The organism is Kiloniella sp., from assembly GCF_048259265.1.
GTDB lineage: Bacteria > Pseudomonadota > Alphaproteobacteria > Kiloniellales > Kiloniellaceae > Kiloniella.
Window position 1 is genome coordinate 298,120 of sequence record NZ_JBLXHT010000001.1, and the last position, 13,357, is coordinate 311,476.

The 13,357-nt window shown below is 45.4% G+C and carries 14 protein-coding genes and 1 riboswitch; of the genes, 6 read left to right on the top strand and 8 right to left on the bottom strand.

What is annotated here, in order from left to right; genetic code table 11:
• The first annotated feature begins 173 nt into the window (after positions 1 to 173).
• The gene (locus tag ACN0QW_RS01445) at positions 174 to 977 is read left to right on the top strand and encodes a flagellin (RefSeq protein WP_417428127.1); all 804 of its coding nucleotides are present in this window, start codon (positions 174 to 176) and stop codon (positions 975 to 977) included.
• Between the two features lie 33 nt (positions 978 to 1,010).
• Here the strand turns inward: ACN0QW_RS01445 and rnhA are convergent, their stop codons facing one another.
• From rnhA to ispH, 3 genes are all read right to left on the bottom strand, one after another.
• Positions 1,011 to 1,454, bottom strand: a complete 444-nt coding sequence (gene rnhA / locus ACN0QW_RS01450; RefSeq protein WP_417428129.1) for a ribonuclease HI — start codon at positions 1,452 to 1,454, stop codon at positions 1,011 to 1,013.
• Positions 1,451 to 2,416, bottom strand: a complete 966-nt coding sequence (locus ACN0QW_RS01455) for a homoserine kinase (protein WP_417428131.1) — start codon at positions 2,414 to 2,416, stop codon at positions 1,451 to 1,453. Before ACN0QW_RS01455 ends, rnhA begins: the two co-directional genes overlap by 4 nt.
• A gap of 65 nt (positions 2,417 to 2,481) precedes the next feature.
• Entirely contained in the window at positions 2,482 to 3,450 is a 969-nt protein-coding gene (ispH, locus tag ACN0QW_RS01460) for a 4-hydroxy-3-methylbut-2-enyl diphosphate reductase (RefSeq protein WP_417428133.1), read from the bottom strand.
• 250 nt (positions 3,451 to 3,700) lie between these two features.
• Between ispH and ACN0QW_RS01465 the strand changes: the two genes are divergently transcribed.
• The 5 genes from ACN0QW_RS01465 (at position 3,701) to ACN0QW_RS01485 (ending at position 10,533) form a co-directional block, all read left to right on the top strand.
• Positions 3,701 to 4,282 (top strand): hypothetical protein, encoded by a 582-nt coding sequence (locus ACN0QW_RS01465; RefSeq protein WP_417428135.1) that lies wholly within the window; start codon positions 3,701 to 3,703, stop codon positions 4,280 to 4,282.
• Positions 4,283 to 4,575: 293 nt separating this feature from the next.
• Positions 4,576 to 4,686: riboswitch (glycine riboswitch) on the top strand.
• Positions 4,687 to 4,838: 152 nt separating this feature from the next.
• A complete protein-coding gene (gene gcvT, locus ACN0QW_RS01470) occupies positions 4,839 to 5,942 on the top strand; it encodes a glycine cleavage system aminomethyltransferase GcvT (RefSeq protein ID WP_299374855.1) in 1,104 nt (367 codons plus the stop codon).
• A 117-nt stretch (positions 5,943 to 6,059) separates the two neighbouring features.
• The gene (gene gcvH, locus ACN0QW_RS01475) at positions 6,060 to 6,437 is read left to right on the top strand and encodes a glycine cleavage system protein GcvH (RefSeq protein WP_299374852.1); all 378 of its coding nucleotides are present in this window, start codon (positions 6,060 to 6,062) and stop codon (positions 6,435 to 6,437) included.
• A gap of 116 nt (positions 6,438 to 6,553) precedes the next feature.
• Positions 6,554 to 9,442 carry an aminomethyl-transferring glycine dehydrogenase gene (gene gcvP, locus ACN0QW_RS01480; protein WP_417428137.1) on the top strand — a complete coding sequence of 963 codons (2,889 nt, stop codon included), beginning with the start codon at positions 6,554 to 6,556 and terminating at the stop codon, positions 9,440 to 9,442.
• A gap of 320 nt (positions 9,443 to 9,762) precedes the next feature.
• Positions 9,763 to 10,533 carry a class II glutamine amidotransferase gene (locus ACN0QW_RS01485; RefSeq protein WP_417428139.1) on the top strand — a complete coding sequence of 257 codons (771 nt, stop codon included), beginning with the start codon at positions 9,763 to 9,765 and terminating at the stop codon, positions 10,531 to 10,533.
• Positions 10,534 to 10,625: 92 nt separating this feature from the next.
• Here the strand turns inward: ACN0QW_RS01485 and ACN0QW_RS01490 are convergent, their stop codons facing one another.
• The 5 genes from ACN0QW_RS01490 to ACN0QW_RS01510 form a co-directional block, all read right to left on the bottom strand.
• Entirely contained in the window at positions 10,626 to 11,114 is a 489-nt protein-coding gene (locus ACN0QW_RS01490; RefSeq protein ID WP_417428141.1) for a F0F1 ATP synthase subunit B, read from the bottom strand.
• A 2-nt stretch (positions 11,115 to 11,116) separates the two neighbouring features.
• A complete protein-coding gene (locus ACN0QW_RS01495) occupies positions 11,117 to 11,611 on the bottom strand; it encodes a F0F1 ATP synthase subunit B' (RefSeq protein WP_417428143.1) in 495 nt (164 codons plus the stop codon).
• A 116-nt stretch (positions 11,612 to 11,727) separates the two neighbouring features.
• On the bottom strand, positions 11,728 to 11,955 hold the full coding sequence (locus tag ACN0QW_RS01500) for a F0F1 ATP synthase subunit C (RefSeq protein ID WP_046503712.1): 228 nt from the start codon (positions 11,953 to 11,955) through the stop codon (positions 11,728 to 11,730).
• Positions 11,956 to 12,022: 67 nt separating this feature from the next.
• Positions 12,023 to 12,733 carry a F0F1 ATP synthase subunit A gene (locus tag ACN0QW_RS01505; protein WP_085901471.1) on the bottom strand — a complete coding sequence of 237 codons (711 nt, stop codon included), beginning with the start codon at positions 12,731 to 12,733 and terminating at the stop codon, positions 12,023 to 12,025.
• A 45-nt stretch (positions 12,734 to 12,778) separates the two neighbouring features.
• On the bottom strand, positions 12,779 to 13,123 hold the full coding sequence (locus ACN0QW_RS01510; protein ID WP_299377718.1) for an AtpZ/AtpI family protein: 345 nt from the start codon (positions 13,121 to 13,123) through the stop codon (positions 12,779 to 12,781).
• Positions 13,124 to 13,357 lie beyond the last annotated feature (234 nt).

Sequence of the window (13,357 nt, forward strand, 5' to 3'; positions counted from 1 at the left end):
ATTGGATTTTTTACAGGTAGCATAAAAACGGTTTAAAATTTTATTTAAATACAAGGTGCTTTGGATACGTAAGTTATTGATTTTTTTTCTTATCAGGCTCAAAATAGGGTCACTAGTAATGGTGCACTGCGCAGGTATGCGCGTAACACTCTCTAAGTATTGGAGACGGTCAAATGCCTACCGTTAATGGCGCGTCGATTAATGCGACGTCACTGCAAAATTCACGTTTGCAGCAAAATAGTATCAATAAATTAGCAAGTGGTTCTAATATTCCAAGGGCTTCCGATGCGGCAGCTTCTTTGGCTATTTCAACTGTTTTGCAATCAGACACGGTTGTTCTCAATCAAAATGCAGCCACTGCTGCGCAAGGCGCAAGTATCGGGCAAATTGCAGATGGAGGACTTGCCAGAATTTCTGATGGCTTGATGCGAATGAAAGAGCTTGCAGCACAAGCTTTGGGTGGGACACAAGATCCTGCCAGTCTTCAGGCGATAAATGCAGAGTTTGTTCAGATTAGAGACGACGTCTCTGAAATAGCAAACCAGACCACTTTTAATGGTCGAGGGCTTCTCGATAACACAGATAGTTCTGATTTTCTTGTTGGAACAGATGTCGGGGATACAATTTCTCTTGATGGTGTCGATGTTACGGGAGCAGCCCTAGGTATATCGGGTTTAACTGTAGATAGCGCAGCGAATGCGACGACAGCAATTGGGGCAATTGATAGTGCGATCAATCAAGTAAGCACTGCCCGAGCAGAAATTGGAGCAACAGTCTCACGTTTTGAAGTTGCAGGTGAAAATATTGCCAGTCAGATAGAAAACGTATCTGCTGCAAATTCAGCTTTGGCTGATGCAGATATTGCTGCGCAGGTAACTAGCCTGGTCACTTCGAAGGTGTTAAATGAAGCTGAACTTGCTGTTCAGGCTCAGGCCAATAAAAACCCACAAGCATTGCTTAAAATCCTAGAAGGCTAGGATTCTCTTTGCTGATCGATTAAAGGCATGGCCCTATTTGAATTCGGCCATGCCTTTACGTGCGAGTTCATCAGCACGCTCATTTTCGGGGTGCCCAGCATGACCTTTCACCCAACGCCACTCTACATCATGAGGTTTCAGGGCTTGAACTAGGTCTTGCCATAGTTCTGCATTTTTCACTGGCTTTTTATTTGCCGTTTTCCAACCGTTCTTTTGCCAGTTAAAAATCCATTTTGTAATGCCGTCTTTTACGTACACGCTGTCAGTTGTCAAAACAATATAGGATGGTTTTTTAAGGGCGTTCAGCGCTGATATCGCACCTTGAAGCTCCATACGGTTATTAGTGGTTTCTGCGTCACCACCACACAGCTCTTTTTCTGTGTCTTTATACCTTAACAAGGCGCCCCAACCACCTGGTCCCGGATTACCTGAACAAGCCCCGTCAGTGAAGATTTCTACAGGTGTTCTTTGGTTCATAGGGTTATTCCATAATCAGAAATGCTTTTAACGGATTGGTGAAACTTCAACTTGTTCAAATATTCGATAGGATCTTTTGGTTTCACAAAGGCGCCTTCAGGATGATTGATCCAGTCATAGAGCCGCGTCAGTAAAAATCGAAGGGATGCGCCACGAGCGAGTATGGGGAGAGCATTAAGTTCTTCATCGTTAAGTGGTCGAACTTCTTGATATGCTCGAAGCATAAGTTGTGCTTTTGTAATGTTAAAGGAATTATCCTGTTCAAAACACCAGGCATTCAAGCAGATCGCGAGTTCATAAGCCAAGATGTCATTACAGGCGAAGTAGAAGTCAATAACTCCTGAGAGCTTTTCATGAATAAAAAAGACATTATCCTGAAACATATCGGCGTGAATAACCCCTTTGGGCAAGTTTGTTGGCCAATGTTTTTCTAAAAATTCGTATTCTTTGTTTAGGATGCCTGTCAGGCCAGCTTTAACCTGGTCACCTTTACCCTCACAAGCGTCCAGTACTTCTTTCCAGCCTTTGACTGATAGAGCATTTGGCCTTTGGATAGCGAAATCCTGTCCTGCGAGATGCATCTCTGCCATGGTTTTACCCAATGCTCGGCAATGAAAGGGCTGGATACGTCTTGGCCACATACCGTCAAGGAAAGTGGTAATAGCAGCTGGGCGTCCGCAGAGTTCTCTCAGATTGTTCCCATCTTTACCTGCAACGGGTACGGGGCATGAAATGCCATTGTTCGCCAAGTGTTGCATATATCCCAGAAAAAAGGGGAGGTCAGCTTTTTCTACCCGTTTTTCATAAAGCGTCAGAATATAATGGCCCGTGGTCGTGTGAAGAATGTAGTTTGAGTTCTCTACGCCTTCCGCAATTCCTTTGAGGGACAGGACCTCACCGATGTCATATTCGGTGAGGAAGCTTTCAACTTCGTCATTTGGAACTTCTGTGTAAACGGCCATTCTTGTCTCAATGAAAATTGGTGTCTTGGAAAAATAATATCTAGATTAGATCAAGTTATTGATGTTCAACGAATATCTTTTGTCGCTGGTGTATCTAGCAGGGTTTTGGGCACTTTAAAAATAACGTTTTCATCCCGGATATTGATCTCTTCGATTGATACATTGTAATGGTCTTTGAATGCATCAATTACTTCTTCTACCAGAATTTCAGGGGCGGATGCCCCGGCTGTTATGCCCAGTGTTTTTACGCCATCAAGTGCATCCCATTTGATGTCTGTTGCCCGTTGTACCAATGCTGCTTTTTCACAGCCTTGTTTGTAAGCGACTTCAACTAAGCGTTTTGAATTTGATGAATTGGGGGCACCGATGACCAGAAGAGCATCGCATCTTGTTGCGATTGCTTTAACGGCTTCTTGCCGATTGGTTGTGGCGTAACAGATATCTTCTTTTTTGGGTTCCAACATATTCGGAAACCGACGCATCAATATTCTGACAATGGAGGCAGTATCATCCACGGATAAAGTTGTCTGAGTGACAAATGCAAGATTATCTGGGTCTTCGACAGTCAAATTCTCAGCATCTTCTTCCGTCTCAACAAGAACAATAGACCCATCGCTGAGCTGCCCCATTGTTCCAATCACTTCTGGATGTCCAGCATGCCCAATGAGAATAACTTGACGGCCGTCTTTTTCGTGACGCTCAGCTTCTCTATGGACTTTGCTTACCAAAGGGCAGGTCGCGTCAAAATATAACAGCTCACGAGCTTGAGCCGCGGCGGGTACCGATTTAGGTACGCCGTGGGCCGAGAAAATGACAGGAAGTCCTTCGGGAACCTGATCCAGTTCTTGAACAAAAACCGCACCTTTTTGTTCAAGAGATTCTACAACGTATCTGTTGTGAACAATTTCATGCCGAACATAAACGGGTGCGCCGTGCTTGACGAGGGCGCGTTCCACAATCTCAATGGCACGATCGACACCGGCGCAAAAGCCCCGCGGGCTGGCAAGTAGTATCGTGAGATCGTTTTTGTTCATATCATCCGTCCGTAAAGCTTTTGATGAGAATAGCCCATCTATATAATAACCGCGAAACTAATACAGTGCGGATGCCGAGAAAAGGGCTAATCAGTGTGATCTTAAACATCGGGTGCTTGCTTCTGCCTTGGTATCTTTGTATTTAGGAATAATCGTATGAAAGATATTCATCTGTGGCTGAACTATGATATCGTGGGTTGGCTAACTTAAGTTATTTTAATCCTTGTCAGATTAAGGGATAGAACATTTTATGGGTCGCCTGTTCTCTAAAGTATTATCGCGCATTTCTTTTCGGTCAGGCGCAGTTGTTTTTCCATCCCCTGTTCTCTCTGGCCTTATTCTCTCTGGCCTTGTTCTTTCCGGGTGCGGTTTGATTGAGCTGGAAAAAGCCCCCCCTGCATGTCCTGAGATTATTGTGCTTAAAGAAGCGGAAGAAATGACGCGCTTCCAAGGGCAGGGACGTGATTTAACTGACGTGACATTTGAAGCTTCGATCAATAATTTTGCGAATGTCTGTGTTCTTGATGAAGAAACAAATAACCTGAGTAATCAAGTTGTTGTTCGGTTTGAATTGACACAGGGACCGGCCAGTGATGGCGCGGCAAAATTCAATTATTTTGTCGCCGTCGCGACACATGATCGCAAGATTTTGAGCCGTGAATCTTTTGATCTTGTTGCCCCATTTGAAGGCAACAGAACGTCAGTTGCTTTGGTGGACAATATTTTCCCGACGATACCATTACGTGATGGTAAAACAGGTGATGATTATATTATTTTCATTGGTTTCGAGCTCACGCGTAGTGAGCTTTATTATAACCGCACAAAAATATAATCGGCTCTATCATTAAAGATTCTCGGGTTTATCACGAGATTAAGCTTTCTTCATAGCGCCGCGGTAATTGTTACCTACAGAATTAACACGGCTGTAACTAAGGGCTATCACCCTTGTACCTGATTATGGGAATCTGTTGGTGGAAAAATTTCCTTTAGGAAATAAGTGATTGTATTTGTTTGATATTTGTCGTGTTCACTGGAATTTGTGTCGTCTGCGGTTGACTTTTTTCCAGAAGAGGGTAAATCTCTAGCTAAGTTAGGTTGTTGTGAGACAATCTGACTATTGCTGAAATACCTCTCGCGGGAGAGATTGTCGTGGAGTTTCTTAAGCGAAACAATACGGACAGCGCCGAAGGAGCAACCGCCCCGGAAACTCTCAGGCACATGGACCGCAAGAGGCAGGCAACTCTGGAAAGTTTTGCGTACCGCGAAACACCGACGGAGTAAGCAAAAAATGCGAAACATTTTTTGTGAATCTCTCAGGTCCTAAGACAGAGGGGGATGCAACGGCTGATAGCTGTTGTGTTTTACCTTTTGTGCTCTGGAGCTTGGTTATGTCGGAAGACCTGAAAAAAACACCTCTTTATGATCTGCATGTAGAACTTGGTGCCAAAATGGTTCCTTTCGCAGGGTATTCTATGCCTGTTCAGTATCCGGCTGGGATTATGACAGAGCATAAACATACGCGTGCGTCTGCAGCGATTTTCGATGTATCCCATATGGGTATTGTGCGCCTCATGGGTGAGAATGCAATTCCCGCACTTGAAAGCCTTCTTCCTGCTGATCTGGAAAATTTGTCAGAAAATTCTATTCGGTATAGCTTTTTCACCAACGATGAAGGCGGTATTCTTGACGACTTGATGATAACAAAGGTTCCTGGTGGACTGAGCTTAGTTATCAATGCAGCTTGTAAAGATGCTGATATCGCACACATTAAATCCAAAATTGGCGATCAAGTTACGGTCGAAGTCGAGTATGACAACGCGCTGATTGCCTTGCAGGGGCCGAAATCCGTTGATGTACTGGCGCGTTTTGATGCCCGTTGTGCTGATATGAAGTTCATGACCTTTATGACGTTGGAAATCGATGGTGTTAACTGCCAAGTTAGCCGTTCAGGCTATACGGGTGAAGATGGTTATGAAATTGCTATTCCGGCGGATAAGGCCGTGGCAATCGTTCGTCGCCTTCTAGATGAACCCGAAGTCGAAGTTTCTGGACTGGGCGCGCGCGATTCTCTACGTATGGAAGCAGGTCTTTGCCTGTATGGAAACGATATCGATACAACAACAACACCAATCGAAGCTGGCTTGTTGTGGGCTATTCAAAAACGCCGCCGCGCTGAAGGTGGCTTTCCGGGTGATGACATTATTCTGAAACAGATAGCTGATGGTGCCCCAAGACGCTTGGTTGGTATCCTCCCCGAAGGACGTGCGCCTTTGCGTCCTGGCGTTGAAATTGCCAATGCTGAAGGTGATGTCGTTGGTAAGGTAACCAGCGGTGGTTTTGGCCCGTCTGTTGGTGGTCCTATAGCGATTGCTTATGTGGCATCTGATTACAAAACACCAGAAACAGCATTGAACGCACTGGTACGTGGCAAGGAAATGCCGTGTAAAGTTGTGAAAATGCCGTTTGAACAAAAGAGTTATTTCCGAGGATAGTTTCGAAAAATCGAAACATTCGGGAAATAAGAATAGTGGGTAGTGCCCACGAGAATGCAGAGCAACGTCCCAATTTCGAGGCTCTGAATAAAAACAATTTATTAGAGGATCAGGATTATGAGCGAACTTAAATTCAGTGAAGACCACGAATGGATTCTAATCGACGGTGATGTCGGCACTGTTGGAATCACAGAATTTGCTCAAGAACAGCTTGGTGATGTTGTGTTCGTTGAAGTTCCAGACGAAGGCAAAGATCTGGAAAAAGGTGATGAAGCAGCTGTTGTCGAATCTGTGAAAGCTGCCAGTGAAGTTTACGCTATCTGTGATGGCGAAGTTATTGCTGGTAACGAAGCTTTGGCTGATGAGCCAAGTTTGGTGAACTCTGACCCAATGGGTGAGGGCTGGTTCTATAAAGCCAAAATTACAGATGCATCACAGCTTGAAGAGTTGATGGACGAAGCCGGATATAAAACCTTTATCGAAGGTCAGGGTTAATCCTCGCTCAAGTACCTGTAAATTCTGAGTCTTTGTAATCTCAGTTAAGTACGTTTGATTGATGCCAGCTTCTGTCAAAGAAGCTGTGCATTGGTTTACCAATTAAGGAATTCGCCATGTCTGATACAAATGTGTCTCTAAAAGACCTAGAACAAAAAACAGATTTTGTTCGCCGTCATATTGGGCCAAATGATGCTGAGCAAACTGAAATGCTTGCGCTCTTGGGTCTTGGTTCTTTGGAAGAGCTTTCTGATAAAACTGTACCAGAGGCCATTCGTGAGACCACCCCGCTTTCTATGGCTGAGAGCCAGACAGAAGTTGATGTGCTAGCACATGCTAAATCACTCGCGTCAAAGAATAAGGTTTTTAAATCATTCATTGGTATGGGCTACTACGGCACCCACGTTCCCAAAGTGATTCTTAGAAACGTGCTGGAAAATCCGGGTTGGTATACATCTTATACACCGTATCAGGCTGAAATTTCTCAAGGTCGCTTGGAAGCTATCCTGAATTACCAGACAATGATCAGTGACCTTACAGGCATGGAACTGGCGAATTCCTCTATGCTTGACGAAGGGACCGCCGCTGCTGAAGCGATGACCTTCTGTCGTCGTGTTGCCAAAAGCAAAGCAGAAGCTTTCTTTGTTGATGAGGATCTTTTGCCGCAAAGTATTTCTGTTATCAAAACGCGTGCAGAGGCTTTGGGCTATGACGTTGTGATCGGTGATCCTCGTAAGGATTTAGATCCTGCGGCTGTTTATGGTGCCCTATTCCAGTATCCCGGTACTTCCGGTCGTATCGAAGATTACAGTGACTTGATTACGGCTGTTCAAGAGAACAAAGGTCTTGCAGGTGTTGCTGCGGATATCCTTGCTCTGACACTCATCAAAAGCCCGGGTGAGCTTGGCGCTGATTTTGCAATTGGTTCTGCACAGCGTTTTGGTGTTCCAATGGGCTTTGGTGGACCGCACGCTGGTTACTTTGCTACACACGATAAATTTAAGCGTTCTATTCCTGCGCGCCTTGTTGGTATGTCTGTTGATTCGCATGGCGAGCCTGCTCTGCGTATGGCACTTCAAACTCGAGAACAGCACATCCGTCGTGAAAAAGCGACGAGTAATATCTGTACTGCACAGGCCCTCTTGGCAAACATGGCTGGCTTCTACGCGACCTATCACGGTCCAGAAGGTCTGAAGACAATTGCACGCAGAGTATCGCGCCTTGCTTCAATTCTGGCAGCGGGGCTGAAAGCTGGTGGTATCGAAGTTGTACACGATGCTTTCTTTGATACCTTGACCCTCAATGTGAAGGGGAAAGCAGAAGCGATTGCTGCGAAAGCACGTGAGCACAAAATGAACCTTCGGGTTGTTGATGCTGACACGTTGGGTGTTTCTATTGATGAAACCACGACACGTGATGATATCGCAACTCTTTGGACTGCTTTTGGTGTTACTGATCAAAATGTAGATAGTCTCGATCAATCTACACCGAGTAACCTTCCGGAAGTTCTTGCTCGACGCACTGACTTCCTGACTCATCCGACTTTCAATAGCTATCATTCTGAAACAGAAATGATGCGCTATCTACGTAAGCTTTGTGACAAGGATATCGGTCTCGATCGTGCGATGATTCCGTTGGGATCTTGTACGATGAAGCTGAATGCCGCGACGGAAATGATTCCCGTTACATGGCCTGAGTTTGGTGAGATTCATCCCTTTGTTCCTCTGGATCAAGCCGAAGGATATCTTGAGCTGATTAAAGATTTGGAAGATATGCTTGTTGAAGTGACCGGATATGATGCGGTTTCTCTACAGCCTAACTCTGGATCTCAAGGGGAGTATGCGGGTCTTCTGGCTATTCGTAAGTACCATGAAAGCCGTGGTGATACACAGCGTGATATCTGTTTGATTCCGGCATCTGCACATGGAACCAATCCTGCTTCTGCGGCTTTGGCTGGTATGAAGGTTGTTGTGGTTAACTGTGATGATGAAGGTTACATTGATAACGAAGATCTGTATGCGAAAGCTGAAAAGCATCAGGAAAACCTTGCTGCGATTATGATTACTTATCCTTCAACACACGGCGTGTTTGAGGAGGAAGTTCGTAAAACCTGTGGCATTGTTCACGACTTTGGTGGGCAGGTTTACGTCGATGGCGCAAACATGAATGCGATGGTTGGTTTGGCTAAGCCGGGCAAGTTCGGTGGTGATGTATCACACCTTAATCTTCATAAAACATTCTGTATCCCACATGGTGGTGGGGGACCGGGTGTTGGACCGATCGGTGTTGGTAAGCATCTTGCGCCTTTCTTGCCAAACCACTCTCTCGTTGCTGAGGCTGGACCAGAAACAGGGCAAGGTGCTGTGACATCTGCACCCTGGGGGTCAGCAAGCATTCTTCCGATTACCTGGACCTATCTGAAGTTGATGGGAGCCTCTGGTCTGAAGAAGGCAACTCAGATGGCTATCTTAAATGCGAACTATCTGGCGAAGCGGCTTTCTGATCATTATCCGGTTCTTTACACTTCAAAGAACGGTATGGTTGCGCATGAATGTATTATTGATGTGCGTCCTCTCAAAGATGACATCGGGGTTACAGTTGATGATATTGCCAAGCGTTTGATCGACTATGGCTTCCACGCGCCGACAATGTCATTCCCTGTACCAGGAACCTTGATGATTGAGCCGACTGAATCTGAATCCAAATATGAAATTGATCGTCTTGCCGACGCTATGATTTCTATCCGGAAAGAAATCGGTCGTGTTGCATCTGGCGAATTACCTTTGGAAGACAACATGCTTTGTAATGCCCCACATACGGCAGCATCAATGTTATCTGAAAGTTGGGATCATCCTTATACCCGTGAAGAAGCAGCTTATCCTGTTGAAGGACTTCGTGATGGTAAATATTGGGCGCCAGTTGGACGGGTTGACAACGTATATGGTGATCGTAACCTAATTTGCTCTTGCCCTTCGGTAGAGAGCTATCGGGATGCGGCTGAATAGGCCGCTAAAGCGGAGAGACCAGATGGGACCATTGCTGGGTGTCTCATTTAATCTGATCTCTCCGTCCTCATAGGGCGTGTATGTTAGGCAAGGGACGGCCTGACATACTTGGGATAGGGCCGCACCCTGTTCCCGTCCAATGCTGGGACTGGAGTTCGTGTGCAAACACGAACTCCTTTTTTTATTTTATTATAAGCAAGATGTCTATTGCTGATGTATTGATTGTGAGTAACATAAGGTACTTCTTTTGATATATTGCCCGTACTCTTTTGGGATTCATAAGAAAATTTGCATAGTCCTTTTTAATTTGGAGCAATTTAATGTGCCGTTGGCTGGCCTATTCCGGACAAGAAATCTTCTTGGAAGAGTTACTTTTTAAACCGCAGCATTCTCTAGTTGAGCAATCTCAGCATGCGACGGAAGCCAAAGTTGCAACGAATGGAGACGGTTTCGGTGTCGGTTGGTATGGGCAAAGGCATGAACCTGGCCTGTATAGGGAAACGATGCCTGCTTGGAATGACTGCAACCTGCAGCATCTTGCATCTCAAATAAGATCATCACATTTTTTTGCTCATGTAAGAGCGTCTACAGGGACAGCAACATCCAGAGCTAACTGCCATCCTTTTTCTTATAAAAACTGGATGGGGATGCATAATGGTCAGGTTGGGGGCTATGAGCAATTCAGACGCGCTCTGGAAACTTACATAACCGATGAACATTATATTAAACGTATGGGGACGACAGACAGTGAAGCACTGTTTTATATGTTGTTTAATTTTGGATTGGAATCTGATCCGGTAAATGCAATTCGAAAAATGGTATCGACAGTCGAAACATTACAGGCAGACAGAAATATTACAGAGCCATTCCGCTGTACAATGGCAATAACGGACGGTGACGATCTTTATTGCCTCAGGCATTCGAATGATCGTTTTGCACCATCTTTGTACTGGCGTCATAAAGATGGCGATCTGGTAGTCGTTTCCGAGCCATTAACGGAAGATCACGAAGGGTGGAACAAGGTTCCTGCATCACATGTCCTTATTGCAAGTAAATCCGAAGTTAAAGAGATTGTTGCTCTAAAGATCTAGTGAGTGTTTATGATGGAAAAAAGTCTTGATACATAGATACAAAAAAACCGGCTCAGATGAGCCGGTTTTTTTGTGCATGATCATAAGAAAGATCAATGAAATTTTTCGCCAAGTGAACTGATGGAATCATCCATCAGTGTTTTGGCTTTTGCCTTGGTCATGCTGCCAGCCAGAATGTTTCTGGTCGCAGTGATTGCAACATCAACGGCCTGATCACGAACTTCGTTCAGTGCGGCGGTTTCTGCCTGAGCAATTTTGTCCATGGCTTGCTGTTCACGACGCTTAAGTGACTCTTCTAAATCAGTAGCAGCATCTTCTTGAACGCGTTTAGCTTCTTGCTTTGCGTGTTCAATGATTGCTTCCGCTTCTTTCAGAGCATCACGTTGTTTGCGTTTGTATTCAGCCAGTGTTTTCTGCGCTTCTTCCCGAAGATTTTGAGCTTCTTCGAGTGTTTTGCGAATGGCTTCACCGCGTGCGTCCAATCCAGCTACAATACCTTTACCGCCTTTAGTGACGACAAGAAGTACAAATATAGCAAAAGCTACGCCAACCCAAAATGTAGGATTTTGAAGTAATTCCATGATTAGTTCTGCTCCCCTAGTGCTTCGTCAACAGCTTTGTTGAGTTTAGCGTCGGTTATATCAGTACCAAGCAATTTACTTGTCGCGGCAGCGGCAACGTCTTTGGCAACATCCTTAATGTGTCCCATAGCTTCGCTACGAGCAGCATTAATTTTGTCTTCGGCAATCTGAACCTTTTCTGAAAGCTGGGTGTCAAACTCAGCCTGGCGCTTGGCGCTTGTGGCTGCGATTTCATCCGCAGATTCTTTCAGAGCGGCAACAGCAGAAGCGCGCGCATCAGCAATAGCTTTCTGATAGTCCGAAAGGACTTCTTCAGCTTCTTGCTTCAAGCGTTCTGCTTTTTCCAGATCACCAGAAACTCTATTTTCGCGCTCTTCCAAAATCGAGGCCAGACGTGGCAAAGCAACCTTGGCCATCAGGAAGTAGAGCACACCGAAGGTAACGACAAGCCAAAAGATTTGGCCTACGAACGTATCGATTTGTTCAAATTGTGGCATCGTGCTACACGCCTTGTTCAGTTATCAAAATCGGATCAGATAAAAGTCTGATAGGCCGACATACCATCCAATACCATAAAGATATTCGAGAACATCGGCCTAACAATCTGTTCCAATTAAGCTACGAACAGAAGGATCAGAGCAACTAGTAGAGAGAACAGTGCGATCGCTTCAGTAACAGCAAAGCCAATCCAGATGTTCGCACCAATTTCGTCTTTAGACGCTGGGTTGCGAGCGATGGACTGGAAGTAGCTAGCCCATACGTTACCAACACCAACACCTGCACCAATCATACCTAGAGTAGCTAGACCAGCACCAATCAGTTTTGCAGCTTCTGCTTCCATAATTCTCGAGCTCCTTGTAACGCTTGTGCGTTAGATAGATAAAAAAGTTACGATTTCCGAAAAGATCTTAGTGCAGATGGATCGCATCATGCAGGTAGATACAAGTCAGAATGGTGAAGACATACGCTTGTAACGCCGCCACCAGGAATTCCAAAGCTGTAATACCAACAAGCACGCCGAGTGGGATAAACCCAAACACACCGAGCATGATGACAAAGCCAGCGATGACCTTCAAAAGAACGTGGCCAACAACCATGTTCGCAAACAAACGAACAGAAAGGCTGATGGGTCGTGAAAGGTAAGAAACCAGTTCGATCGGGATAAGGATCACAGCCGTCCACAATGGCGCACCATGTGGGAAGAAGAGGCGAAGGAAGCCTGCTCCGTGGCGAGCGAACCCGATTACTGTTACCGCCAAGAAAATAATAATTGCCATCGCAAAGGTAACGACAATGTGGCTAGTAAAAGTAAAGGTACCCGGTACGAGACCGATCACGTTTCCAAAGAGGATGAACATGAACAGAGTGAAGACAAACGGGAAGTACTGACGTCCGGCTGAACCGACGTTATCCCGGAGAAGGTTGGCAACCATCTCATAGCTCATCTCTGCCATGCTTTGCCAACGACCGGGAACGAGTGCACGCCCACGTGTTGATCCCACAAGGAAGATTGTTACGAGTAGAACGCTCAGCGACATAAACAGCGCTGAGTTGGTAAAGGAGATATCGTAATTACCTAGTTGGATTGGTAAAAGAGTTGTTACCTCAAACTGGTGCATTGGGTCGATTGAACCACCTGATGCCACGAGCTTTCCCCTCTAATTTTACTCTGCGCGATCTTCGCGATTATCGCGAAAACGCTTTTTGTTTTCTAACTGTTTAGCAACCCTAACCACATTGGCAAAGGCTGCCCCGATACCAAGGAAGAAGAATATAATCATCAACCAAGGTTTAGTCCCCAATAAGTGATCGAGATAGTACCCTATCCCAAACCCCATTATCAGGGCTGCAACTATTTCCACGGATATGCGGAAACCTACCGCCATACCGCTTGCTGCATCAGCTCGGTTACTGGATTCAGGCTTAGTACCCTGATTTTGACGCTCGCGAGCCGCGCGCAGTCTTTTATCCAGGTCCGTCAGAGACGAACGATCTTCAGGTTCCGGCATTTAATTAAGCCTTCCTGATGGCTACCATTTGAGCTGAAGTAGCACCTGTTAAACGCGGGCGCAACATACGTGGAGCATCATAGTTATGTCAAGAAAGAATCAGCCATGATTTTGACCTAATTCCAATGCGTCCCCGTTCTTATCCTCTCAGAGCTAAATGGATCAAGGTTTTTGTTCCCGATTGTGCAGGGGTAATATTTTGAAAGAGAAGTGCTTTATTGTGCGGACGCGAAA